We start from the raw sequence: 26,079 nt of genomic DNA, 5'->3' as shown, positions 1-26,079 counted from the left end.
GAGCCGACTTCGCGGCCGACTCCTCCATCGGTGCCGACGTCACCGAACATCCGAGGCGCGGCGGAAATTTCGTACGGATCTCGAAATATCCGGCTTGCCCTGCAAACGCTTCTACTTCTTGAACACGCCGACGACGCCCTCATCGTCGAATACGAGCAGCGCGTTGATGCGTCGCGCCTCCATCATCAGCAACGCATCCTCGACGCGCGTGCCGAGCGGCACCATTGCCGGATCGATCGACATCAGATCCGACGCGACGCGGCGGAACAACGCGTCGCCATGCGTTTCGATCGCACGCCTCACGTCTCCGTCGGTGATGATTCCAAAGCCCGATTCGCGCCGCACGATCGCGAGCCCAAGCCGGCCTCTCGTCATCGCTTGCAGCACGTCGATCGCCTGTTCGTCTTCGTCGACGAACGGCAGATCGCCGGCCGCCATTTCGTCATCGACCTTCGACAGCAGGCGTCGCCCAAGCGAGCCGCCCGGATGGAAGCGCGCGAAGTTCTCGGGCCGAAAGCCGCGCGCCCTCATCAGCGTGACGGCGAGCGCGTCGCCCATCGCGAGCGCCGCGGTGGTCGACGACGTCGGCGCGAGCTGAAGCGGACACGCCTCCTGCTCGACGCCGACGTCGAGATGGCTGTGCGCCGCTTTCGCGAGCGTCGATCGCGCATTGCCCGTCATCGCGACGAGATAGTTGCGGTTGCTTTTCAAGAACGGAATCAGCTTGATCACTTCGTCGGTCTCGCCCGAATACGAGATCGCGAGAAACGTGTCGGCCGACGTCACCATGCCGAGATCGCCGTGATACGCCTCGCCGGGATGCATGAAGAAGCTCGGCGTGCCGGTGCTCGCGAGCGTCGCCGCGATCTTTCGCCCGATGATCCCGGATTTGCCCATGCCGCAGACGACCACGCGGCCGCTCGAATGCAGGATCGCTTCCACCGCGTCGCCAAACGCTTCGTCGACGCGCTCGGAAAGGCCTGCGAGCGCGCGCGATTCGATGTCGAAGACTTGCCGCGCGGAATCAAGATAGTTGTGATGGTTCATCGAAGAGCCGTGAAAGGCGATGAAAAATGTTGTTGGTTCTCGTCATGCGCGGCTCGCGCGCGAGCCGCGTGCAGTCCGATCGCACGGCAATGTCACGCGTGCCGAGATCATTGGACGACGTGATGCCGCATCCATTGATCGAGCAGCGGGCGATACGCTTCGTCGAGCGACAACCCGGAACGCACCAGCACATGTTCCGCCACTTCGCGCGCGACGCCGTCGCCGCCCGCGCGCGACACGACGTGGTCGACGCGCCGCTTGACGAGCGCGTGCGCGTCGGCGGGTGCGTACGAAACACCCACCGAATCGATCACGGGCAAATCGTTCACGTCGTCGCCGACATACGCGATCGAATCATCGGCGAGCGACCGCTCCGATTTGATGCGCGCGTAGCCGGCGCGCTTGTCGTCGCATCCCGATACGAACACGTCGAAGCCGAGCTGTTGCGCGCGCCATGCGAGCGGCGCGCTGTGACGGCCCGACAGGATGCCGCTGCGAATGCCGTGCGCACGCAGAAGCGCGACGGCGATGCCGTCCTTCGCATGAAAGCTCTTCATGAACTCGCCGTCGCCCGTCACGTGCAGCCGGCCGTCGGTCAGCACGCCGTCGGCGTCGAACAGCACGAGCCGGATCGCGCCGCGATACGCGGGCGCGCTCATCGGATCTCGAGCGCGGGCATGCGCTTGACGAGATCGTCGATCGCCTTCACTTGCGACAGGAAGCCTTCGAGCAAATGCAACGGCAGCGCGCTCGGCCCGTCGCAGCGCGCGTGATCCGGATCGGGATGCGCTTCGAGAAAGAGCCCGGCGATGCCCACCGCCATGCCCGCGCGCGCGAGATCGACCACTTGCCGCCGCCGCCCGCCCGACGCGTCGCCGAGCGGATCGCGGCATTGAAGGCTGTGCGTGACATCGAAGATCACCGGGCAACCCGTCGTCTCGGCCATCTGCCTGAAGCCGAGCATGTCGACGACGAGATTGTCGTAGCCGAACGAACTGCCGCGCTCGCACAGAATCACCTGATCGTTGCCGGCCTCGCGGCATTTCGAGGCCACGTGCTTCAACTGCGTCGGGCTCATGAACTGCGGCTTCTTCACGTTCACCGGCTTGCCCGTCTTCGCGATCGCGACGACGAGATCAGTCTGGCGCGCGAGGAACGCGGGCACCTGCAGCACGTCCGCGACCTCGGCGACCGGCGCGGCCTGCTCGATCTCATGAATGTCGGTGATCACCGGCACGCCGAAGCGCGCCTTCACCTCCGCGAAGATCTTCAGGCCCTCGTCTAGCCCGACGCCGCGATACGAATGAATCGACGAGCGGTTCGCCTTGTCGAACGACGCCTTGAACACGAACGGAATGCCGAGCTTGCGCGTCACCGCGACGTATTCGCTGCACACGTCGAGCGTGAAATCGAGACTCTCGAGCACGTTGAGCCCGCCGAACAGCACGAAGGGCAGGTCGTTGCCGGCTGTCACGCCGGGGCTGATTGCTACGTTCATAGATCAACTCTCCCAATGGACCGCCCCGTGCCGTGCGCTGCGCTCCGATTCCGCGCGGCGGGCCCGCATGAGGGGCGGCGAATCCTCAAGACGCGCGCACGAGCCGCGACGCGTACACCGGCGCAAGCTGCCGGAAAAAACGTTCTTCGCCGAAGCGCTCGCGCGCTTCCTGCCGCGCGGCCGCCGCGAGGCGCGCGCGCAGCGCCGGATCGCGGTCAATCGATGCGAGCAGTTCGACCGCATCGCCGGCGTCGCGAAATATCGCGCCAGTTTGCAGGTGCCGTATGACGTCGACATTTCCCGCGCATGCGGACGCGACGACAGGCAGGCCGAGCAGCATCGCCTCGATGACCGACACGGGCATGCCTTCCCACGACGACGTCGACAAATATACGTCGACACAGCGCAATCGTGCGACGACTTCCGCGCGACCGAGCCAGCCGGCGACTTCGACGCCTGCGTCGCGCAGTTCCGCCTTGAGTGCCGCGTCGCCGTCGCCGATCCAGGCGAAGCGCAGGCGCGAGCCGCGCAGGCGGCGTGCGATCTCGGCGAACAGCCGCGGATTCTTCTGCGCACGAATGCCGCCGACCGTCACGACCCGCAACGTCGAACCGCACACGCCGGCCGAATCGGCTGCCGCAGGCGACGGCATCGCGCCGACTGCGTTCTCGACCACGACAACCGGCTGCCGCAAATGCGCGCGGACCGCGTCGCGTTCACTGTCGGAGCAAGCGATGTACAGGCATCGCTTCACGCACGCGATTCGCTCGAGCGCGACGAACGCCGATCGCTTGAGCGCGGAAATGTCGCGGCGCATGAACGAGATGCAGTGCGGGCTATAGAAGAACGCCGCATCCGGCAACGCGAACAGCGACGCGATTCTTCCGAGGAATCCCGCAAACGACGAATGCAGGTGCACGACGTCCGGCCTGATGCCGATCAGCGTGCGCCGCAGTTCCAGCAACACCGGCAGCGGCGGCACGCCCTTCATCTGGATGTGGCGCAGCTTGACCGTTGCGTCGAACAGCGTTTGAAGATTCGCGGGCGTATCGGGCCGGATCGAATAGACGACGTGCACGTCGTGCCCCTCGCGCGCGAGGCGATTCGCGATCAGGCACACCATCGACAACGTGCCCGTCGCGCTCGATTCGAGGATCTGCACGATCTTCATCCGCGTGCGGCCGTTGTCCGTTGCGCCCTTCTCCGGCGGCGTCGCAACCCGCCGCGGCCGTGCGGTGTCGATCGTCATCGCACGCTCCGCATCGAAGCGATCGCATCGAGATGCTCGGTGACGCCCGATTGCGAAATCACGGCCGTCCATCCGAGCCACTTCATCCATGCGGGCTCGTTGCGCGGCACGCGCAGTCGCGCGAGCGGCAGCAGCTCGTCGAATATCGATGCGCCGGTGACGTGCGAACGGATGCCGAGCGTCCGCGTCGCATCGACGTTCGACGGCGCGTCGTTGCAGACGATCTTCTTGCCGAGCGCCGCGTATTCGAGCAGCTTCGTCGGCGTCTGGAAACAGTGCGGCCGGTGATACGGGAAATAGCAAACCGCATACTCGGAGCGCTGCACGATCTTGAGCGCATCGCGCTGCGGCACACGTCCGACGAACTGGATGCCGGCGATGTGCCCGAACGTTTCGTGAATCTCCCGCTCCGGCTCGCCGACGAGCACGAGCGTGTCGCGCGCCGTGCGCGGCGCGTCGCGATACGCGGCCAGCACCCTGTGGAAGCCGCGCTCGCGGCTCATCTCGCCGATATAGCAGAACCGGCCCGCCGGGCCCTCGCCCGCCGGTTCGTTCGCGATCCCGAAGATCCAGTCCGGCACGCCCATCGGCAGCAGCAGCGACGGTATTTCGTCGCGAAACGCCATTGCGCCGCGCATCCGCTCGTTCTGAAAGATCCGCAGATCCGGCTTCGCATTCAACGCGCGCTTGAGCGCGTCCTTGACTGCCGCGAGCCGGCCGACCGACAGCGATCGGTAATCGTGAATCACGAATCGAGCGGGCGGCAGCGACCGGTAGAAGCCCATGATGCACCACAGGATGCAGTTGCTTCGGTCGCCGAACCGCGCGTAGGCGCTCGCGTCGCCATCGTGGACGTCGAAGCCGCGCTGACCGAGAAAATCCCGGTACGCGGCGATTTCCGGGTAGTTCGCTTTCCCCGGATGGAGGATGAATACCTTCATGCTGCGCTCTTCTCCTTCTCGAGCACGCGCGCCGGCACGCCCACCGCGACGCCGCCGTCCGGCACGTCCCGCAGCAGCACGGCGCCTGCGCCGATGCGCGCGCGGTTGCCGATCCGAATCTCGCCGAGCGCGATGCTGTGCGCGCCGAATTCGACGTCGTCGCCGATGAACGGCACGCCGCTGTAGGTGCCGTCCGGCTGCAGTGTGTTGCCGATCGTCACGCCGTGCCGCAGCACGCAACGCTCGCCGATCTCGCAATAGCCGTTGATGACGAGCCCCGTGCCGTGATACAGCGTGAGGCCCTTGCCGATCTTCGTCTTGACCGGAATCTCGATGCCCATGATCCAGTCGCAGACGACGATGTAGAGCGCGATCGCCGGCGCGCCGAGCGCAAGCGTCAGCTTGCTGCGGCACGCGAGATAGTTCGCGATCCGGAAGAACACGACGACGCAGCGCGTCTTGAAGAACGCATTGCGGCGGCAATCCTCGGCGATCGCGACGATCGTCTGTTTCAGCGTCGTGCGCATGTCAGTGCTTCATCGAAAATACGTTCCTCGCCGCGCGCGGCGCGATTTCGCCCGTGCCGAAGTAATCGATGCCGTCGATCAGGAACGAATGGATGTACTTGAGCAGCCGCGCGCGATCGAATTCCTTGTAGAAGCACCGGCCGAGCGACATGACCGGCTTGCCGTACAGGAGCGCCTCGAGCCCGACCGTCGAATTGATCGTGACGACCGAATACGCGTGCCTGATCAGATCGGTCGTCGGCGACGTGACGATGTCGAAGCGATAGACGCGCTGCATCCGCACGACTTCGTCGATCACGGCCGTATCGCACTCCGCCGGATGCAGCTTGACGATCAGGTCCGCGCTTTCGTTCGCCGCGTGCTCGAACGCAAGCTGGATCGCCTTCAGATTGTCGACGTCCGAATGCAGCTTGATCTGCGTATCGCCGGACACCTGCAGCGGCAGGAACACGTAGCGCAGCGCCGACAGCTCCTTCGACGTCAGCGCTTTCGCCTCGGCCGGCGCGAGCGCGCCGTTGGTCGCGCGCACCGTATCGAAGCGTTTGCGCGCCACGCCTTGCGTGGCGGTCTTCAACGCATAGTTGACGGCCGACACCGCCTTGCGCCGCCACGACGTGCGCGCTTGCGGCAGCGGCCTTGCCTTGTATCGCTCGTAGCGCGCGAGCCAGCGGCGATGCTCGTCCTCGGTCGGCATCGGCAAGCCGTCGATGACGGCCGGACTGCGGCTGATCGACGACAGCGCGTTGACGCCGAGCCGATCGACGAACAGCTTGTCCGGCAGGTTCGAGATCTCGACGAACTTCGTCGGAACGCCGTGCGCCGCGCACGCATGCGCGACCGCGCGGCACACGAGCTGCTGCCCGTTCCACATCAGGCACTGCGAAATCAGACGGCGACGAAACACGTTGGACATCGCGGCATAGATCGCCGCCGCGTCGGCACGCGCGAGCCCGGGCGTCATTTGCCCGTTCAGCACTTCGATCGACGCGTCTGAACGAATCGCGGCCGCGGCGTCGGACGCCGCCGGCATCGGCGCGCCGCGCCGCAAGTAAACCGACCGGATGCCCGCGCTCAGCGCCATCAGGTGCGCGACCGGCTCGCTCGTCGCGAACAGAAAGCCGAACTCCTTTCTGACCGCCTTCACGAGCCGCGCGGCAAAGTAATAACGCTCCATGGAATCGATGACGACGACAATCATGATCTGCGCTCAATGAAGAATTGGAGGAAACGTCATGCGTCGGCACGCCGACGAGACACGCTGCCTTTCATCACGCCAAACGTCAGCGCGATGCCGGCGATCATCAGCACGGCGCCGGAAAAGGAAAACAGGCGCACGCTCGCGAGCACCGACAGATCCGCGAGCTTCGCCGTACACAACGCACCGGCGAGCACGACGCCTGAGCCGAGCTGAAACAGGAAATCGATGCGCTGCGCGCGCGCCGCGAGAAAGATCTGCGACAGCGGCACATAGATCATCTGGAATGCGAAGAGCGGGATCATGCATTGGAAGAACGCGATCGCGCCGCTCCAGCGCGCGCCGAAGAAGAGCCCGACGAGCGGGCCGAACAGCAGCGCGCCGCCTGCTGCATAGCCCGCCGCGAGCAGCGCGAGCGAGCGCGCATACGCGCCGAATACCTTCGGCACCATCGCTCGTGCGTCATCACGCGCCATCGCGGCCATCGCGTCGCGCCGAAACACGCCGCCGAGGCTCTGCGCAACCAGCGATACCGGAAAGAAACCGAGCCGATACGCGGCCGCGAAATAGCCCGCGCTCTGCGCATCGAACCAGTGTGGAATCACGATCGCGAGCGCATAGGTCAACACCGAGCCGCAAAGCGTCGACGGCAAGATGTACTTCGCGAAGCGGCTATGCTCGACGAAGAATGCACGCGTCACTTCGAACGAATAGCCGCGCCGCTTGCCGTGACAGGCAACCGCGAGCAGCATCGACAGTGCGACGAATACCGTGACCGCCGTATATGTGCCGAACGCGTCGACTCTTCCGAGCGTCGGCACGAACGTCGCGGCGAGCATACAAGCGAGAAACGAACCGTTCACGGCGATGCGGCTCGCGGCGATCCAGCCATAGCGCCTCAGGCTGTTCAGATAGCCGCCCGCGGCCAATTGAATGAATACGGCAAAGCCATACGCGGCGACGGCGACCAGCTCCGCACGGCCCGTCACGAAAATCGCCGCACCGCCGAGCGCGACGATCGCCGTGCCGAGCGCCATCACGTTCACGAGCGCGTTGAACGACTCCGCCGCACTGTCGCTCACGCAAGCGAGCTCGTAGCGGCCCGCGAGCAGCGTGCCGGCGAACGTCGCAAGCGCGAGCAAATAGTTGAAATGGCCGAGCGCCTCCGGGCCCTGGAAGCGCCCGATCAGCGAGATACAGCCGAAAAGCGCGATCTGCCCGGCGACGACGCCGCACAGCGACACGATCGAATCGCGAGCACGGATCATCGCCGCGCTCCGGCAGTCGAATGCGCGCGCCGCGCGCACGCCGCGCAGAACCGACGATCACCGTCGCTTCCGCTCGCGTACACATGAACGTCACGCATCGCGCTTCGCTCCGTATTCGTACGCAACGTAGCGATAGCCGCCGTACTTCGATCCGTACCCGTACTGGCCGAGCCGCGGATTGATCCCGTTGAACACGATGCCGCTCAGCCGCACGCCGTTCTGCGCGAGGCGCTTCGCGGATTCGGCAATCTCGCCGAGCTTCGTCGAGCCGGCGAGCGCGACGAGAAACGCAGTGCCCGCCGTCGCGGCGAGGATGCCCGTATCGGCCACCGCGAGCACCGGCGGCGAATCGATCACGATGACGTCGTAGCGCGTCGAGAACGCATCGATCAACTCGGGCACGCGCGGGTTGAGCAACAGTTCCGCCGGGTTCTTCGGCATCGCGCCCGTCGAGATGAAGTCGAGCCCGGCGATCACGTCGCGATGCAGCACGTCGTCCGGCTGCACCGCGCCCGCGATCAGTTCGGAGAATCCCTTGCCGCGCGCGAGGCCGAGATAGTCGTTCAGATGCCCCTTGCGGATGTCGCCGTCGATCAGCAGCACGCGCTTGCCGGCCATCGTCAGCACCGCGGCGAGATTCGCCGACACGAACGACTTGCCGACGCCCGGCGCGGGGCCCGCGATCACGACGACGTTGTTCTTCGCTTCGAGCATCGCGAACTGCAGCGCCGTGCGCAGACTGCGCAGGCTCTCGACGGCCGGCTCGTCCGGATGCACGACGGACAGCAGCGACATCGCGCGCTCCTTGCGCTTCGCGCGCTCGGTCAGCGCCCGCTGCTGCTCGCTGCGCGGCACGGTCGCATAGACGTTCATGCCCAGACGGCGCTCGATCTCGTTCGGATCGGAAATGCCATGAAACAGCATCGAGCGGCCGACCGCGGTCCCGCAGCCGGCGAGCACGCCGATCAGCAGCGACGCGATCGCGACAAGCGCCTTCTTCGGCTTGACGGGCACTTCCGGCACCGCTGCCGTATCGACGAGCCGCACGTTGCCGACCTTCCCCGCTCGCACGAGCTGCAACTGCTGCATGTTGTTCAGCAACGCCGTGTAGAGATCGGTGTCGACCTTCACGTCGAGCATCAGTCGCACGATCTGCTGCTGCAGATCCGGCAGCCGCTTGATTTGCTGCTCGGCCGCGCCGCGATAGCCGTCGAGCGCGGCGATCTGCCGATCGATCGCGACGACGCTCGGATGCTTCGGCGTGAAGCGCGACAGCAGCTCCTGCCGCTTCTGCTGCAGCTCGAGCAGGCGTGTCTTCGCATCGGCCGATTGCGCGAGCACGAGCTTCGCCTCTTCGGTCAAATCGACGGTTCCGTGCTCGTCTCGCAATTTCGTCAGGCGTGCTTCGGAATCGGTCAGGTGCTGCTTGAGCGTCGGCAGCTGGGCGTTGAGAAACTCGAGCGATTGCGCGGCCTCCGCCGATTTGCGCTGGATGTTCTGCGCGACGTATTGCCGCCCGATTTCATTGAGCGCGCTGCTGACGAGCTCCGGATCGGTGTCGCGCAGGCTCGCGACGACCACGTCCGATTGCTTGACGCGCTCCTGCACGTCGAGGTTGTCCTGCAGATCCTCGATCGTGCGCAAACGCGAGCGGCGCACGAGCACGAACGTCGCACCCGGCTTCGCGGCGGCCGCATCGACACGCAGCGCGATCGCCCCGCCCTTCGCCGCAAAGCGTTCGAGCCTGCCGACCACGCCTTCGGCGCCGCGTTCGAGATCGCCGCCCGCGAGCCGATAGCGGCGCGCATCGAGCATCGTCAGCTCGAACTTGTCGCCTTCGAGCGAACGCGGCACATCGAACGTCGCGACGTCGATGCGCTCCTGGCCCCACGCATAGCCGCCGAAGCCGGCGAAGCCCGGATTCGACAGCCCCTCATTGCGGCGCGCGAGCCAATTGCCGATCAACGGAAAGCGCTTCGGCTTCGCATCGACGAAGAGCTTCAACTGGTCGACCGCGCGCGACACGACAAGCCGCGACGCGAGAATCTGCGTCTCCGCCGCCGCGGACGATTTCACGTCGAAGAGCGACGAAACATCGCCGAGCAGGCTCTTCGCGGCGGACGTGTCGGGGCTGTCCTCGACCTGAATCAGGATGTCCGCCTGATAGACGGGCTTGCTGAGCACCGCATACGCGACGCCGATCGCAAAGCAGCCGGTCGCGATCGCCGCGATCAGCCAGCGGCTTTCGATCAGGATGTCGAGAATGGCGATGAAGTCGGTTTCGCCGTCGCTCTCGGGAAGCGCTTGTGTGCCGGATTGGTTGGAATTCATGTATCGAGATCTTGGGGATTCGGTTCCGCGCGTGCGCGCGATCGTTCACACGAGCCGCAGCCGCGACAGCCAGCCGTTCACGCCGAGCTCGATGAGCCGCGCGGACCGCTCGAACACGAAGCGCGGTTGGCGATAGGGATCGTGAACGTCGAAGTTCTCATGCTCGCCGATGCGAAACACCTTGCCGCGCGCGAGCGGATACCGGTCCTCGACGTGCCGCCGCTGCGTGCGGTCCATCACGAGAATCAGGTCCACCGAAGCGCACTGCGCGCGGCCGAGCTGCTGCGCGCGATGCGCGGAGAGATCGATGCCGCGCTCACGCATCACGTCCTGCGCGAACGGCGCGGCGGGCAGCCCGACGAGCGCGTCGAAGCCCGCCGACGTCACCGCTCTCCCCGGCAGCGCGGCCGCGAAGAACGCGGCCGCCATCGGGCTGCGGCAGAGGTTGCCTTCGCAGACGACGAGAATCGATTCGATCATTTGGTCACGACCGCCGCGGTCAGGCCGGCGTTGACGGCCGGCAGCAACAGGCTGAGCACGCGGCTGAACCGCACGAGCCCGTTGCCGTCGACATAGACGATGTCCTTCGGCTCGAGCTCGAACTGGTTCGCGAGCACCATCGCGACAGGCGAGCTCGCGTCGAGCCGGTAGATCTGCGGCTTCGCGTCGAGCGAGCCGCGAATCACATACAGCTGCGCCGCATCGGCCGTCGTCGCGTTCAGGCTGCCTGCCTGCGACAGCGCGTCGCTCAGCATCAAGCGGCCGTTGCGCATCGGCAGCGCGGTGACCGGCTTGTTGACCTCGCCCATCACGAACACGCCGCTCTCGTCGCGCGGCGGAATGCGCAGCAGATCGCCGTCCTTGAGGACGACCCGCGAAGGATTGATCCCCTGCCCGGCGCCCGACAGATCGATCCGTTGCTCGACGCCGTTGCGCACGAGCATCACGCGGCTCTGGTCCGCGCTCGTCGAGAAACCGCCCGCGCGGCTCACCGCGTCGTGCAGCGTCATCGGAATGTCGTTGAGCGGCTGCGAGCCTGGCGTATGCACTTCGCCTTCGATATAGACCTGCTTCGCGCGGAACGACGCGATGCGCACCGTCACCTGCGGATCGCGAAACGTCTCCGCGAGCTTGCGTGCGAGCCGCGCCTGCACCTGCTCGGGCTTGAGCCCGGCGACGGCGATGCGTCCGACGAACGGAAACTGCAGCGTGCCGTCTTGATCGACGACGAAGCCTGCCGGCGCATCGGCCGTGCGCGCGGCCGTCTGCTGCTGCGCGCCGAGCGCCGCCGCGAGCTCGGGATGATCCCAGACCGTGATCTGCAGCACGTCGCCGCGCCCTATCGTGTAGCCGGACACCGGCGTCGCGAGATCGGACGCGCCGCGCGCGCCGCGCTGCGCGTCGCGCAGCGTGCGGATCAGATTCAGATCGATGTTCGTGATCGGAACCGGCAGTTGCTCGCCGCGCGGCTCGCGGCCGGCCTCATTCGACGCGCTTGCGTCAGCGCTCGATACCGGCACGTTCGCCGGCTGCTTCATCCGCATGCCCGGCGCGACGCCGCATCCGGCGAGCACCACGCATAGCGGCACCCACATCGTCAACAAACGCACGCGTGCGCCGTACGTGCGTGTCGGCGGCGCGACGCCGCCTGCTTCCCCCAGACTACCCATCTACACCTCGACTCACTTTCTAGTTCCGGCCCTCTCCGGCCGCCGATCGCCGCGAAGCGCGCGCTCAATACGCGCCCGATCCGCGTAGGACCACGTTGACCGTTTTCAACAGGATGTACAGATCGCGTCGAAGCGACCATTCCTTCACATACGACACGTCGAGCGAAACGCGTGTCGCGTAATCGGTATCGTTGCGGCCGCTCACCTGCCACAGTCCGGTCATGCCGGGCTTCGCGGCGAGGTAGTAGCGAACGTCCTCGCCGTAGCGCGCAAGCTCCGCCTCGACGATCGGCCGCGGCCCGACGAGGCTCATCTCGCCCTTCACGACGTTCAGCAGCTGCGGCAGTTCGTCGAGGCTGCTTCGACGCAGGAAGCGGCCGATCGGCGTGATTCGCACGTCGTTCTTCAACTTGAATTCGCGCGCCCATTCCGCGCGCGCGTGCGGATCGCGTTCGAGCAGCGCCTTCAGCACGGCGTCGGCGTTCATCACCATCGAGCGGAATTTCAGGCACTTGAAGCGGCGGCCGTCCCGCCCGATGCGCATGTGCCCGAATACGGCCGGGCCGCCGTCGCGCATGACGAGAAAAGCGATCACGGCGAGCACCGGCGATAACACCGCGATCAAGCACGACGCGGCGGCCACGTCGAACGCGCGCTTGACGATCCGCTTCGCGATGCCCGACGTGCGCATGCGATGCGCGACGTGGCCCACCTGATCGAGCGTCGCGGCCTTCACCTGACGGCTCGCGCGCTCGACAAGGCCGAAGATAGCGAGCGTGACCGCACGAAAAATCAACAGCCCTATGCCGCTCGTGACCGTCCAGTACGCGAACCACTCGCTCGAGAGAATTTGCGCGCGGCGCAGCGCGTACAGCAGCGCGACGGTGCCGCCCTGCACGACGAGCCATGCGAGCGCGGTGCGGCTGATCAGATGCACGGGCGAGCGCCGCCGGGACGACTCGTAGATCCCACATGCGGGAAAAACCGACAGCGACAGCGCAGCGGCGAACGCCACCAGCGATCCGTCGAAGAACTGCGCGTTCGGGCTGCCGGACGCCTCGATCAGGATCGGAAGGAACGCGCCGACCACGATCACCGCGATGTCGACGACTCTGGGAAATATCGCTGGCATATGTGAACCTCGATTGCGTTTCATCAAAAATTTACTTCGCACTTCTATATTTTTACCCGCCATGCTCGGCGTTCCGCTCGCCTTTCATCGATGCATCGACATCCGCATCGACAAACGTTCGGCGTTCATCGCCCGACGAAGTCCGAACGACGCTCACGGCCTCGCACGTGAGCGTGGCAAAGCTGAGGTTAGGGGTAAGACGACAGGCGCGGCGCGCCGCTTGTTATGAAATCGATTCGCTCAGCCGCGACTCGAATTCGTCGCATGCGAGATCCGCACCTGCGCCTCGGCTGCGCTCGACTGCGCGATACTCGGTCGGCGACATCGACAGATGCTGGCGAAACAGTTTCGCGAGACGATCGCCGCTGCCGAGCCCCGTGCGCCGCGCGATCTTGTCGACCGGAAGGTCGGTATGCACGAGCATGTGGCATGCATGCTCGAGCCGAACTTTCTGCACGAACTCCGACGGCGTCACGCCGATCTCCTGCTTGAATCGGCGCAGGAAGTTGCGCTCGCTCATCGCCGCCGCATGCGCCGTGTCGGCGATCGAAATGCGGTTCGCGCTGTTGTCGCGCAGTTGTTGGACCGACGCGCGAATCAACTTGCTCGCACGCGCCTCTCGCGCGGCGAACGCCGACTCGGCGGGCCGGGCGGCGATCGCCGGGCACAAACGCTCGGCAACCTCGTGCGCGACGCCGTCGCCGCAATCGTGTCGAATGACGGCGAGCGCGGCCGAGAATGCAGCACGTTCCGCCGCGGTCGGATGGACTTTCTCGGCGGACGCGGCGCCTGAGAGCATCGTGTCGATCGACAGATCATCCGCGGCCACATCGCCGCGCTCGAGATTCGCGAGCCCCAACAGGCGACGCGCCCCGTCCGCCGCGCGAACGTGGGCCCGCGCGTTGCGCAACCATTCGGACACCTTTTCATCGTCACGATCGGACGCATCCGGTTCGCCGATTGCGAAAATCGCATGCACGCTGTCGAGCGCGCGCTCGTGCAGCGGCTGGGACCAAACGGGAATGCCGGACGACGAATACACCGCACCGCCCTTCGCCGACAGCAGCAACATCTCGTAATCGCCGCCGGATTCCGCGTCTGCATGTCGGAAACGGTTGACGAGATTGAAGATCTCCGCCATGCGTCCCGCGTGCATCAACGAAAAGCCGTCAAACAAGACGACAGCGATTCCTTTCCGGTAGCACACGCCACCGAAAGCTGCACCACGACTCACGTGTGCTCCCATCCGACCAATGTTGAACGCGCATTCCATCCCGCCGGCCCTTTCCACTCATTCAGCAATGTCTATTCTGCGGTGCATCATATTCCTTCAAATGGCTGCAACAATCTTTCTGTCTGATTACGACGCCATGTTGGCGGATTGAATCTGGACATCGATTCCATCATTTATTGATCGATCCAATTCGGATTGGTGCGCACATTGCATCAAAAGACACGCGCGCGCTTGTCGATTTCAGACGATCTTTCGGCAACTGAATCACTGGCCGCGCGCGGAGCATCCGATATGGACGACGGATGAAGACAGACGCGCCCGGTGCCGCGTCGCACTGGCGATCCAGACGGACTGCAAGTGAATGGAGCGGCCGCACGGCAGCACCGGCGCACGCCTGCGCGTTCATTCACCGACGCGCCGCGCTGCCGTTTCTTGTGGAGGAAATATGGCGATCTCGCATGCAAACGAGATGCAATGCGTACGCCGCCTTGGCGCCGACTCTATCGAATTCGTCGCCGAATCGCATGTATTTTTACAATTGGAATTGATCTTTCGTTACCGGCATGCCTTTAGGCTATTGCGTATTTTTACGATATTCATCTAGCGCTTTTCGATAATGTCCGGTCGAAGCCGATTTTGCGGCGCGAACAATGCCTGTGATCACCGCGCATCGGCGATTTCATATATGTGAGGCGTGATGCGCGATACCCGCGCATTAACGCGACTCGCATCGATTGGACAAATCCGACGGCAGCCCGCGCTTGTGGCGCGAGAAACTGCAGTCGCTCGCAGCGCCGCCTTACAATACTGCGTTTTTTTGAGCGAATGCACGCGATGTGGTCTGCCATCAGCGATCTGGGCGACGCCGCCTTGACCCTTCCTCTTTCCGTCGTCTGCTGCGCATGGCTCGTCCGCTCGTCGCCCGAGCGGCGCGACGCGCTGTCGTGGCTCGTGCTGCTCGCGGCCGGCATGCTCGTCGTCGGCTTGACGAAGATCCTCTACGCGGGGTGCGGCGTGCAGATTCGCGCGATCGACTTTCGCGTCGTCAGCGGCCACACGATGCTCGCATCGGCGGTGTGGCCGATGGCGCTCCTGCTCGGCCTGCAATGGCTGCGCTCGGACATGGCATTGACGGCGGGTCTCGTGCTCGCCGCGTTGATCGGCACGGCACGCGTGTTCGACAAAGCACATACGGTGTCCGAAGTAATCGCCGGATGGGCGGTCGGCACGCTCGTCACGCTGTCGTTCGTGCTATGGAAAGGCGCACCCGCTGTGTCGCGACGCCTGTGGCTGTACGCGTCGGTTTCGCTAATGGCAGTGCTCGCCGTCTCCTACGGGAGACACGCGCCGATTCAAGCTGCGATCGAGCAATACTCGCCGTTCCTCTGCCGTCAACTCCCCTGGTGACGGTCGGTTGCGGCCAGGACTAGTCGCCAGCCGCCGAAACCCCGTCCCGATCGGACGCGCGCGCGTGCGAAAGCGCACGCGTCGCTATACTCCCGGGCACCGCGGCGCATCGATGCCCGATGCATGCCGGCGAGCGTTTCGCACGGCAAGCGAAGCGCGCCGTCGAGGCGCGACAGACGGCACCATCGAGCGCGTCGAGGCGCGCGCCGCGCATGCGACGGTCGACATCGGCGCCGTGCGCGTGCATGCCGGCGATCTCGCTTCGGAAGCGTCGCCGCGCGATGCCAGCGCGCTCAACGCGCGACGTTCGAGCAGCACGGCTCGAAAGCGTGCGCCGCTCACGAACCACGGAGTCTTCATGCGACGCGCGAGCGTTCCCACCCTGCTCTTCGCCACCAGCGCCTGCTTCTTTTCGCTGAACGCGTTCAGCGTGCGCGCGAGCTTCGCGGCCTATGCGCTGCTCGCCGTCCTTGCGCTGTTCCGCGCACCGACGCTGTTCGCGCGCCAGCACCGGCTGCCCGCCATCGCCGCGTACTGGATGCTCAGCGTAAGCGCCGCGTTCATCGTGTCCGCGTTCGGCGATTTCTACGCGAACTTCTACGTCAAGTTCGTGCTGATCGAAACCTACATCGCGCTCGCGTTCTGGCTGTTCGCGAGCGGCGTGCTGTCGATGCGCTCGCTCGAGCGGACATGCGAGGCGCTGATCTACGTGCATGCCGCGTTCTTCCTCGTGCAACTCGGCTACTACCTGATCTCCGGCCACTTCATCGACTTCGACAGCTACGTCCGCGAGAGCGATTCCGAAGCGTTGTACGCGACGAAGGCGCTGAGCGACAGCCTCATCTCGATCCGCGCGCTCGGCCTCTATTCGGAGCCGTCGTTCTACGCGATGACGGTCGTGCCCGCGGGCGTCGTCCTGCTGCTAGCGAAGCGGCGCATGGCGGCTGCGACGATCGTCGCGTTCGCGACCGCGCTGCTGTCGTTCTCGATCGCGGCGATCATCGTCTGCGCGCTGCTGTTCGGCGTGCACTTCCTCGCCGGACGCTCGTCGATCCGGATCAAGCTCGTGATCGTCGCGGTCGCGCTCGCGATCGCGCCGGCGATGTACGGCGTGTACGACAAGCGCGTGAATCAATCCGCCGACTACGACGCGCTCGGCAGCCGCACGCTCGTGCTGCGCGAGCTGAGCGCGCGAGACGCGCTCGCCGACGCATTCGGCAACGGCCTCTTCTGGGACGAGCGGAACAACGTCGGCAAGACGCACCTGCGCGGCTATCAGGTGCGCGACAGCTCGTTCTACGTGTATCTGCTGTTCGCCACCGGCGGCGTCGGCGTCACCGCGTTCTTCGGCGCGCTGTTCATGCTGTTCCGGCGGCGCGGCCGGCGGCGCCTGCTGCTGTATCTGCTGCCGCTCCTTCTGTTCAAGTTCCACGCGCTATACGGCATGCTGTGGCTCACGCTCTTGATGTTCGTCGTCGCCGGACACGCGGGGCATGCCGAGCGCTCGCCCGAGCGTCGCGAACGGGCCGGTACCGGCCGGCTGAGCGCGACCGGCGCGTCGTGCCCCTAGCGTCCGCCGCCGAACGCGTGCCGAAACGCGAAGGAGAATATCGATGTCAATTCATGGGATGCTGGCCTGCCTGTTCTGCGCGTCCGTCGTTGCGTCGTCGGCCCCACAAGTGCCGCCCGCCGCGCCGCCCGGCCGGGTGATCGCGCACAGCGCGGCGGCGACGCACGTGTTCCTCGGCTCGCCGTCGCTCGCGATCCTGCCCGACGGCACCTATGTCGCGTCGCACGACATGTTCGGCCCGTCCGCGCTGCCCGACGAAGTGCACGTGTTCGCGTCGCACGACAGCGGGCAGACCTGGGAAAAGCTGAGCGTCGTGGCCGGCCAATACTGGTCGTCGCTTTTCGTCGTCGGTGGCGCGCTGTACTTGATGGGCACCGATCGCTCGATGGGCACGCCGGTGATTCGCCGCTCGACGGACGGCGGCGCGACGTGGACGACGCCGAACGACGTGCAATCCGGACGCTTCGCGCTCAACGGCCGCTACATCACGGGGGCCGTGCCGGTACTCGTCGACCGGGGCCGCGTATGGCGCGCGTTCGAAGTCATCGACGGCGGCGACCTGCGTTCGCTCGTGCTATCCGCACCCGCCGACGGAGATCTACTCGACACGCGCAACTGGCGCACGCCGAAGCCGCTGCCGTCCGATCATTCGTGGCTCAACAACAACTTTCTGACGTGGGAGGAAGGCAGCGTCGTGTCGACGGGCGAGCGCGATCCGGCGATCGTGTTGCGCGTGAACACGAAGCACGGGCCGGAGAAGGCGGCGCTCGTGCGCGTGCTCGCGGACGGCCGGTCGCTGTCGTTCGATCCGGCGCACGACTTCGTCGATTTTCCGGGCGGCGGCAAGAAGTTCACGATCCGATTCGATTCCCGCTCGGGACGCTACTGGTCGCTCGCGAACGCGGTGCCGAACGCCGACGGCAGCGCGAATCTCGAACGCGTGAGAAACACGCTCGCGCTGACGTCGTCGCCCGATCTGCGTCACTGGAGCGTCGAGCGCGTGCTGCTTCAGAGCGTGGATCAGCAGCGGCACGGCTTTCAGTATGCGGATTGGCAATTCGAAGGCGACGACATCGTCGCGGTCGTGCGGATGGCTTTCGACGATAGCGAAGGCGGCGCGCGCAATCAGCACGATTCGAACTACGTAACGTTCGTGCGGGTGCGCGATTTCAGGCATGCGGAGGCGGCGAAGCGCGACAAGGCGCTCCCGGATTGACGGCCGGAATGCAGCGGACCGGAATGCGATACGATCTAACGTCGCGACGCGGCGGTCCGACACGCACGCGCACCAGGCTCAGGACGGCCACTGCAAGCAACGTCAGCGTACCGGTTCGCGAATGGTTCGGTCCTCTGCGTATCGACGCGCACGCTCTAGTCGCACTTCTCTACGGAAAACCGCATCGCGCAATGTGCGACGCGCAATACTCACATGCCTAGCGGTACATCGACGACGCTGCGCTGACGCTTGCGGTATCGGATGATATCTGGTCCGTCAAAGAACGGACGGCGCGATGCGGTACGGCAAGCGCGCACCGTACATCCATGCGCGTTACCGCCACGATGCCACCTCCATCGACTAAACGGCGATCAGGTCGACGTACACACCAACCGCTCCCGCTGCGCTGGCCCGGCTGCTGAAACGACGGATCTGAGACCGCGCCCCCTCCGAGAGACGCGCTCGCAAACCAGGCTCATTGAGGACGCGAATAACGTTGTCAGCGAGAGAATCGTGATCTTCCGGATCGAAAAGCAATCCACACGACTCATGCGCCACCACCTCCGGAATCGCCCCGCTCCTCGACGCGATCACCGGCACTCCATGGACGAACGCCTCGAGCGGCACCAGACCGAACGATTCGTAGCGTGACGGAAAAACGAGGCAATGCGCACGGGCAAGCAGCTTGTCGCGCGTGGCATCGCTGACTTCGCCGAGGAAATGGATGCGATCGCGTACGGCTGGCGACAGCATGTGCACTGCCCGTTGCGCCCAGCCTTCCGGGTCGCGTCCCGCGACGAGTAGATGCGCTCGCGGATCGGCGTCAAGAATTCGCTGCGCCCCCCCCAACAACAGATCTATGCCCTTGCGCCGTTCAAGCCGCCCGACGAACACGACCAGATTTGCTGAATCGAGTGTTTGACGCGATACCTTCTCGAACTCGCGAAATTCCGCATACCCCTGGTTCACGTCGAAAAACGGCCAATACGCAATCCCGCAATGCGCCATGTGCCACCGGACGTCCCGCTGCACGCCGTGTTCCTTCTCGACGGTCCAGGCAATGGACTCGCTGATCGGCACGACTGCATTCGCGTTGTTCAGCAGCGTTCTTTCCGCCTCGACGAAAAGTTCCGTCACGTCGTCGGGAACCGACCAGCCATTAATGCGAGACGTGACCGGAAATGGTGTGACAAGACGCAATACCAGCGGTGGACGCGCCGTTTTCGGCAAAAGCGAGAACGCCAAAGCTTCGCTGTCCCACAGCGATGAATCCACCACATCGATCGGGCGCTCTCGATGGAGCTTCGCGAGCGCAGACAGCGCGCTTAGCGACCACTGCAGATTACCAGTGAAGCCGCGATCGAGTCCGTCCACCCAGGCGTCCGGTTGCACTTTCGAGAAATAGACGCTGAAGCGTCCCTGGCGATGAACCTTGTCCTCACCTGATGGGGTAATGATCGATACTTCATGCCCCATGAGCAGCAGTTCGCTCGCCAAATGGTAATACAGGGTGCCGACGCCGCCGTTGCCAGCAAACGGTGGAAACTCTTTCGTGACGATGCAAACGTGAAGCCGCTTGACCTCCATACCGACGCGGGGATACGACGCGGTCACGCGATATGGCTTGAACGCGCCTGGCGACGGGGCAAGCTTGCGGGTTCGCGGATGATGTTTGGCGTCTGCTAGACCTTGTTCGACGCCGCGCCAAATTGCTTGAACGTGACGGTCCCGATCGACGGCGGGCAAATCGCCTGAATTCACAGCGGCGTCGAGCGGTGCGACACGTTCCGCTTTCATGCGCGTTTCGATATACGAGCGCAGATCCGCCTGCGACAGGCCGGAATAGGCGGCAATGAAATAGGCCGTGTTCTTGCAGATCGTCGCCCAGTTGTAATTGTACTTTCCGCCGCGATTGTGGCTCTGCGCGAATTCGTGGCGAACAATCACCTCAGGGGAGTACCCGATCAGCGTATTCGACTGTTGAAGGCGGAAGCACAGCTCGGCTTCATCTAGATAATAGTCGAATTGCTCGTCGAATCCGTCCACCGCATCCAGATGACGGCGCACAAACGTCGCATTGGTGCCTGTATTGTACCGATACCACCCGTGCTTTCCGATATCGTCGCTATCGATGTTGACCTTCGCCTCGGAAAAGCGATTGATACCATTGTCTTCGGCCTGAAACCAAAACGAGCCCGCGTAGTAAGCGGGGCCGCCCAGCCCGGCTGTCGTCAACGGGCGAGCGTTGTATTCGCGCAGGATGGCGTCGATCCAATCGTCGAACGGAATCGCATCGTCGTCGATGAAGGCGACGATGTCGCCGTCGGCCAGATCGATGCCGAGATTGCGGGAGATCGCCAGATTTCTCTCAGGATTCCGAGCGATCTTGACATATGCCGCCTGCCGGTCAAGCAATTCCCGCGTGCCATCGTCCGACGGGCCGTCGACCACGATAACCTCGAAATCGGGGCAAGTCTGGTGGCGAAGATAATCCAGGCAGCGTTCGAGATGATCGCGCCGGTTATAGGTGCAAACGACGACCGAAACCGTCTTGAAATGCCGGCGCGCAGGCAAGACGGCTCGCAAGGCGGTGAACAGCGAGCGAGCGACCGCCTCGGGTGTGAATCGCCTGGCGTTGTGCTGCTGAGCGAGAAGCGCGGCTGCACGAAACGCATCGTCCGACATGAACCGCTCGATCAGCGCGATCAACGCGTCACCGTCGCGTGCCAAGCCGGGAACGCCCCCCATCGTCTCGCCTACCGCGGCTTTCTCGAGAGCCGCCACGGGCACGTCGCGAAGCGGAGCTTCGATCAAGGGCGCGCCGAATCCTTCATGCGCGCTCATCGAAGCAAAAACTTCGACGCGCGAAAAAATATCTTCGCGCTCCTCGTCTGATATCTTTCCGGTTAGCTTGATCCTATCTCGAATTTTCAGTGAATCAATCTCACGCATCAGCGTCTGAAAATACGGATCATCCACCTCATAACCGCCGACGATATAGAGTACGCGGGCTAAGTCGGGCTTGCTGGCGTGCATCCGTGCGAACGCCCTCACCAATTCGACTTGCCTCTTGTTGGGTGCGATCCGTCCGAGGAAGAGCCACGAACCGGGCTCGCGTGCCCGCTGCGCGCCGCGCCGATCCCGAGACGGCACGATGATGGGCACGACGAAGCATTTCTGCGAACTCGCACCCAGTTCACGAAGCTCGCTGAGATTGAATTCACTGTCTCCCCAAAAACAGTGAAAGCTGCCAATGGCCTCTTTTAGCTGCTGACGCCCTTTCAAACAGAACTGATGAAACTTCGATCCCTTCTCGAAGAAATCATGCGGCGTAACATTGTGATAAACGAGAATCTTCGTGCAATACTGGCTCAGCACTGCATCGAGTGCGTATTCGGAGAAGCCGTAGAAGTGGTAAATCACCACGTCCCGCTCGGTCAAACGCAGGTCGTCGATATCGTGGCGGTGGTGTGCGACTCTGTCGTGGTGCCATTTAGAGCATATTGCGGCATCGAGCCCCCAACCCTTCATCAGCTTGTCGAGTTCAATGACGTGGCTGGAGACCGCATCACCAAAATCCAAAGCCTCTGTAACCTGCACCACTCGACCAGCAAACGATGTGTTGAATCGCATCTAACCAAACCTCAGCATTGGAAACTATCGGGCAAACGACGCCGCTTCCCGAGACGCAGCAATTTTTTCTTCCAGCGCAATCATGAGTTCCTTCGGCGTTCCATCGACGGGCAGGACAAGCCCACCAATAATCGATGCCATCTGCGTCTTTTCAATGTCAGCCGCTTCGACCCCAGTACCGCTCGGGCTCAGCGCGTTGTTATGCGTCGCAACGGTTTCGTTTTTCAGGCGCTCGAGACGCTCGACAATCGCATGGAGTCCTCGTTCCATGGCTAGCAACCTTACGTCCATTCGCTGCTCATGACGGTCAACGACATATTCGAGCCGCTGAACCTGGGCAACCAGACTCGCCTGCCGGCAGAAACGCCCCCATAGCCAATGCCGCGAACGCTTTTGCATTCTTACGAGGTTGTCCAAACCGGGAATGCGAACACGATGAATCTTCGCTTCCGGAGACTGAGCGACTTGCGCGATGACATTCTGTTTGCCGTATCCGGAACGGAGTCGGCCGAGATAATAGTTCATTCCCTCGGCGTCCGTCGATCGGTTGAGCAACACCCGATAGACCGCCTCGACAAAATCGGACCCGGCGAGATCCAGTAACTGATCGATATGTTCTATAGCCTTCATGAAATCTCCAAGCTCGATCGATTGATTCAATGGATTCACGTCCGACAGCGGCAATGCAACGCTTGCGTGCTCGACATCGTCTCCACGATGCCGGGACGGGCCGGTGTCCGACTCGTCGACGAGCGGTCGAGACCTTTCGATCGGCTCACGTCGGGCCATCGACGGCCGGCGAGACGGCAACGCGAGGCGTGCCCCGAACACTCCCGCCAGTGCTCTGACCGGAGTCATCGCACGCCACCACACCGTTCTGCTCAGCGCGTCGATTTCTGCTTCGATGTGCTTCAATTGCGCGATCTCGTCATCCAATGCCGCGTTGGCAAGCTTGGCCGACTGCACCTGTTGTTCGAGCTCCGCAATTTTGGACAGCAACGCACACTTCGCCTCGTCGCTCGCAGCCTGATTTTTGCCGACTTCCAGCCGGTAGTCGTCCCAATGCTCCATGAGGCGGCTCTTCTCATGACGCAATGACTCGATCTGCTCCGTCAGGTACTGCTGGCGCTGATCGTGGGCGGCGGTCAATCGTGCGGCGTATTCGTCGAATTCTCGCCTGGACTGGGCAATCGAAGTGGTATGCACGGTCTCCCGAGCGCGCAAATCACGGAGAAGTGCGCGCTCACGCTCCTCCCATTCGCGTACCGCGATATCCCGTTCCGTACGCATGACCTCGGTTCGCTCCCGCAGCTCGCGTTCGCGTATACCATGCGCGTCCGTCAGCGAAGCGATCCGATCTCCCATATCCCGTTGGAGTTGGGCGAGCTTCTCACTATGAGACTTCTCCCGGGCGAAAAGCTCGGCGAAAAGCGACTGCGTCCTTTGTTCGGCGCTTCTGGTAATTTCGACGACTTGATTTGACAGCGCACGCTCACGCTCGATCATTTCAGCGCTGAGCTGCGTCAACGCATTTCGATGCGCGCACTCGCTGTCGTGCAGTTCCCGAAGCAGCGCTTGCTGCTCGCGTTGGCCGTCGTTTCTCGCCGTCGCCAGTTGCTCGGACAACGACGCTTCCCGCGCAGCGGATCGCTCCACCAGCGCGTCAAGTTGCGCTCGCGTCGCTTGCAACTGGTTCGTCAGATCTTGCTCGCGAGCGGCAAAGGTCTCGGACAGCGACTGTCTGTCCCGTTGCGCCTCCTCCGCGAGGCTCACGAGGCCATTGGATAATTCCTTCTCGCGCGCGTCATGTTGCCGTATCAGATCCTGCCGAGCCTGTTCGCGACAATCCAGATCTCCTCGCAACGACGAGATGGTGCCGTTCAGCGATTCAATGCGTGCCCCGAGCTCCTGCTCCTGCTTCCTGTGCATTTCGTTCACATAGTCACAGTACGGAGCGCTCGAATCGCCATGGAACGAGAATCCGTCAAAGACGTTCGGCGACGCACGAAACGCGGTCTCGAGTTCGAGATGCTGAGATGAGATGTAAAAGCGATTCAGGCCATCGAAATAAACGAAGCGATAACCCTTTTCCAGCAGAAGAGGTTCCCACTCTTCCCAATTTTCATCCGGCAGCGTAGGCAGCGTGCTTTCGATCACGACGATCCACGGCAGCATCGGACAACGCCATCCGCGCAGCACCAGCTGCTCCATTCCTTCAACGTCGATTTTTAGCCAGTGGATGTCTCGCTTACCTGCCTGAGCGAAGATGTCATCCAGTTGCAGACAGGGAACATGAATTTCCCGCGATTCGATGCCGCACTCGCGATGTCGTTGCGCGATTTCGGCCTTCCCGGTGGAAAGCCCCGACATTTCGTGAAAGGCAATCGTTCCGTGGCGATCGGACAAAGCCGCCTGCACGATCACTTCGTCGGGGCGGTCGCGGCTCAGCAGATCCGCGTAATGCGCAGTGGGTTCGACGTGAATGCCTCGCCAGCCTCTTTCGTAGAACGCCTTACTGACAGAATCGATGATCGGGTGGTGAGCTCCTATATCTATGTAAAAGCCGCTCTCGATACCACCCAGCGCACGCCAAAGCATCACATCTTCGAAATTCTGCGCATAAGAAATGAAACTTGTCATATGACAGTGATTGATGGTTGTCATGGTCCAACAGCGCACGGCCGCTGGAACGGCGCAACTCGAAGCCAGCCGACACTGCGTTTAACCGATTGCCATGTCAAACGCCCCTCCCCGGCGAGCGCACCATCATACCGTATAGAAGCGATGGCATTGCGTATGCGACGCACTCGCCGACGGACAACGACTCCAGATCCATGCCCACGTCATTCAGCAGACATTCCCGTCACCTCAGACGCCTCGGAAGCCCGATGCGCGACGACGAACGCTAACGGGCAACACATCGATGAGACGAGCGGCCGGTGCCGTGTCTGCCATCCGCCAACCTCGGGCCGATGTCATCAACCGCCTAGTCAGCGAAGAGCGAAGACAGCATAGTTCGCTCAAAAACAAACCACAGACCGACACACCACTACGCCGCCCGATCCCGCAGTCGACAAAAGACTCTTACATGATCCAAATGACGCTCGCACCAACAAGGCCGAACGCCACGCGGCACGCGCGTCCCACCGCACGCGGCGCTCAATTGCGCTTTCACGACTCAGGCTCGCACGTGCGAAAAAGCACCGAACCCATAGGCCGCAAATCGATATGCCCCTATGTGACGCATGCTCGAACGATGCTCTTCCGCGGCGACCACGCGGATGAGGGAACGTGTATATCAGTCGTCTGCCGCAAGGCCTCTCAACTGTTGGAGCAGCGTCACGCGAAAGACCTCGTGCGCTTTACCGCGATATCACAGAACATGTTCTTTTCGAGCGCAAAACCGGTTACGCTGAAATCCCCGGACGTTACAAGTTCGTTGACCGCCTGAACAACGCCGTAAGGCCCCTCCCCGAAAGGATCGTAAAGGACATAATCGTTGAAAATGATCGTCCCGGTGGACTTCAATTTTCGTGCAGATATTTCCGCGTCGCGCTTGACACTCTCGTAATCATGTCCAGCATCGACATAGATCAAATCAAACGAGTGATCCGGGTATTTTCCGAGCATTTCATAGCTCAGCCCCACTTCGGTAACGAGGCGATCCCCCTCGCCGGAAAATCGATCACGGAAAAAATCCAGCTGGGTTTTGTTGTTGAACAGCTCACTTGACGGCCTTCCCCAGATGACCGGATATTTGTGCATATCGAACAAGTCAATAGCAACAAATTTACTCGGCTTGAGCCTTTCAATCATGACATTTGAAAAATCTCCCGCCGCCACACCCAATTCCGCAATAGTGCCGCCAAACGTACCGAACCAGGACACCATATCCACCCGATGTGCAAACAACTTCGCGTCCACAAGATGCTTTCTTTCGAGGGCCGGAAAGTCAACGTGCGCATATGCCATTACGCCTCCATGTTGCTGGTTTCTGAATGCCTGCGCTGCCGCTGCAGTTGGCGCATGGTAACACCCGGTTGCGAACAAAAGAATTCATGAGATCACGTGATTCGAGTGCAGGTTCTAGCCCGAGGCCGGACACCAGTGCCGGATCGCGGGGGTCTCCTTTACATGCGTGCGCCCAGCAATATTTTCCCG

The 26,079-nt window shown here is 63.1% G+C and carries 20 protein-coding genes; 4 read left to right on the top strand and 16 right to left on the bottom strand.

Features of this window, described 5'->3' with window-relative positions; genetic code table 11:
* Positions 1-111 precede the first annotated feature (111 nt).
* The 13 genes from X946_RS25240 to X946_RS25180 all read right to left on the bottom strand — a co-directional run bounded on the left by X946_RS25240 (position 112) and on the right by X946_RS25180 (position 14,014).
* Positions 112-1,047 carry a KpsF/GutQ family sugar-phosphate isomerase gene (locus tag X946_RS25240; protein ID WP_038753373.1) on the bottom strand — a complete coding sequence of 312 codons (936 nt, stop codon included), beginning with the start codon at positions 1,045-1,047 and terminating at the stop codon, positions 112-114.
* Between the two features lie 107 nt (positions 1,048-1,154).
* Positions 1,155-1,706, bottom strand: coding sequence for a KdsC family phosphatase (locus X946_RS25235; protein ID WP_038753372.1), 552 nt, complete (start codon positions 1,704-1,706; stop codon positions 1,155-1,157).
* Positions 1,703-2,545: a 3-deoxy-8-phosphooctulonate synthase gene (gene kdsA / locus X946_RS25230; protein ID WP_038753371.1), complete on the bottom strand. Its 843-nt coding sequence runs from the start codon at positions 2,543-2,545 to the stop codon at positions 1,703-1,705. Before kdsA ends, X946_RS25235 begins: the two co-directional genes overlap by 4 nt.
* Positions 2,546-2,630: 85 nt before the next feature.
* Entirely contained in the window at positions 2,631-3,794 is a 1,164-nt protein-coding gene (locus X946_RS25225; RefSeq protein WP_038753370.1) for a glycosyltransferase, read from the bottom strand.
* On the bottom strand, positions 3,791-4,735 hold the full coding sequence (locus X946_RS25220) for a glycosyltransferase (protein WP_038753369.1): 945 nt from the start codon (positions 4,733-4,735) through the stop codon (positions 3,791-3,793). The genes X946_RS25225 and X946_RS25220 overlap by 4 nt, the downstream gene beginning before the upstream one ends.
* Positions 4,732-5,262 (bottom strand): serine O-acetyltransferase, encoded by a 531-nt coding sequence (locus X946_RS25215; RefSeq protein WP_038753368.1) that lies wholly within the window; start codon positions 5,260-5,262, stop codon positions 4,732-4,734. Before X946_RS25215 ends, X946_RS25220 begins: the two co-directional genes overlap by 4 nt.
* A gap of 1 nt (position 5,263) precedes the next feature.
* Positions 5,264-6,460, bottom strand: a complete 1,197-nt coding sequence (locus tag X946_RS25210) for a capsular polysaccharide export protein, LipB/KpsS family (protein WP_038753367.1) — start codon at positions 6,458-6,460, stop codon at positions 5,264-5,266.
* A gap of 32 nt (positions 6,461-6,492) precedes the next feature.
* Entirely contained in the window at positions 6,493-7,725 is a 1,233-nt protein-coding gene (locus tag X946_RS25205; protein WP_038753453.1) for a lipopolysaccharide biosynthesis protein, read from the bottom strand.
* A gap of 90 nt (positions 7,726-7,815) precedes the next feature.
* Positions 7,816-10,056 carry a polysaccharide biosynthesis tyrosine autokinase gene (locus tag X946_RS25200; protein WP_038753366.1) on the bottom strand — a complete coding sequence of 747 codons (2,241 nt, stop codon included), beginning with the start codon at positions 10,054-10,056 and terminating at the stop codon, positions 7,816-7,818.
* A gap of 45 nt (positions 10,057-10,101) precedes the next feature.
* A complete protein-coding gene (locus X946_RS25195; RefSeq protein ID WP_038753365.1) occupies positions 10,102-10,536 on the bottom strand; it encodes a low molecular weight protein-tyrosine-phosphatase in 435 nt (144 codons plus the stop codon).
* Positions 10,533-11,726 carry a polysaccharide biosynthesis/export family protein gene (locus X946_RS25190; RefSeq protein ID WP_038753364.1) on the bottom strand — a complete coding sequence of 398 codons (1,194 nt, stop codon included), beginning with the start codon at positions 11,724-11,726 and terminating at the stop codon, positions 10,533-10,535. Before X946_RS25190 ends, X946_RS25195 begins: the two co-directional genes overlap by 4 nt.
* 64 nt (positions 11,727-11,790) lie before the next feature.
* Positions 11,791-12,858 (bottom strand): sugar transferase, encoded by a 1,068-nt coding sequence (locus X946_RS25185; protein ID WP_038753363.1) that lies wholly within the window; start codon positions 12,856-12,858, stop codon positions 11,791-11,793.
* A gap of 223 nt (positions 12,859-13,081) precedes the next feature.
* Complete coding sequence (locus X946_RS25180) at positions 13,082-14,014, bottom strand: helix-turn-helix domain-containing protein (RefSeq protein WP_038753451.1); 933 nt, start codon at positions 14,012-14,014, stop codon at positions 13,082-13,084.
* 439 nt (positions 14,015-14,453) lie between these two features.
* Here X946_RS25180 and X946_RS34550 point away from each other — a divergent pair, with 439 nt between their 5' ends.
* The 4 genes from X946_RS34550 to X946_RS25165 all read left to right on the top strand — a co-directional run bounded on the left by X946_RS34550 (position 14,454) and on the right by X946_RS25165 (position 18,285).
* A complete protein-coding gene (locus X946_RS34550) occupies positions 14,454-14,696 on the top strand; it encodes a hypothetical protein (RefSeq protein WP_152611812.1) in 243 nt (80 codons plus the stop codon).
* 230 nt (positions 14,697-14,926) lie between these two features.
* On the top strand, positions 14,927-15,499 hold the full coding sequence (locus tag X946_RS25175; RefSeq protein ID WP_038753448.1) for a phosphatase PAP2 family protein: 573 nt from the start codon (positions 14,927-14,929) through the stop codon (positions 15,497-15,499).
* Positions 15,500-15,857: 358 nt separating this feature from the next.
* Positions 15,858-17,069: a membrane protein gene (locus tag X946_RS25170; protein WP_038753445.1), complete on the top strand. Its 1,212-nt coding sequence runs from the start codon at positions 15,858-15,860 to the stop codon at positions 17,067-17,069.
* Positions 17,070-17,127: 58 nt separating this feature from the next.
* Entirely contained in the window at positions 17,128-18,285 is a 1,158-nt protein-coding gene (locus X946_RS25165) for a sialidase family protein (RefSeq protein ID WP_161788698.1), read from the top strand.
* Positions 18,286-18,645: 360 nt separating this feature from the next.
* Here the strand turns inward: X946_RS25165 and X946_RS25160 are convergent, their stop codons facing one another.
* The 3 genes from X946_RS25160 to X946_RS25150 all read right to left on the bottom strand — a co-directional run bounded on the left by X946_RS25160 (position 18,646) and on the right by X946_RS25150 (position 25,890).
* Positions 18,646-21,918, bottom strand: a complete 3,273-nt coding sequence (locus tag X946_RS25160) for a glycosyltransferase (protein ID WP_081990016.1) — start codon at positions 21,916-21,918, stop codon at positions 18,646-18,648.
* A 24-nt stretch (positions 21,919-21,942) separates the two neighbouring features.
* Positions 21,943-24,582: an FkbM family methyltransferase gene (locus X946_RS29615; protein WP_152611811.1), complete on the bottom strand. Its 2,640-nt coding sequence runs from the start codon at positions 24,580-24,582 to the stop codon at positions 21,943-21,945.
* A gap of 675 nt (positions 24,583-25,257) precedes the next feature.
* A complete protein-coding gene (locus X946_RS25150) occupies positions 25,258-25,890 on the bottom strand; it encodes a class I SAM-dependent methyltransferase (RefSeq protein ID WP_038753361.1) in 633 nt (210 codons plus the stop codon).
* Positions 25,891-26,079: the final 189 nt, after the last annotated feature.

The sequence above is a fragment of the Burkholderia sp. ABCPW 111 genome (assembly GCF_000773065.1).
Taxonomy (GTDB): domain Bacteria; phylum Pseudomonadota; class Gammaproteobacteria; order Burkholderiales; family Burkholderiaceae; genus Burkholderia; species Burkholderia savannae.
This window is presented reverse-complemented; position numbering and strand designations above follow the sequence as displayed.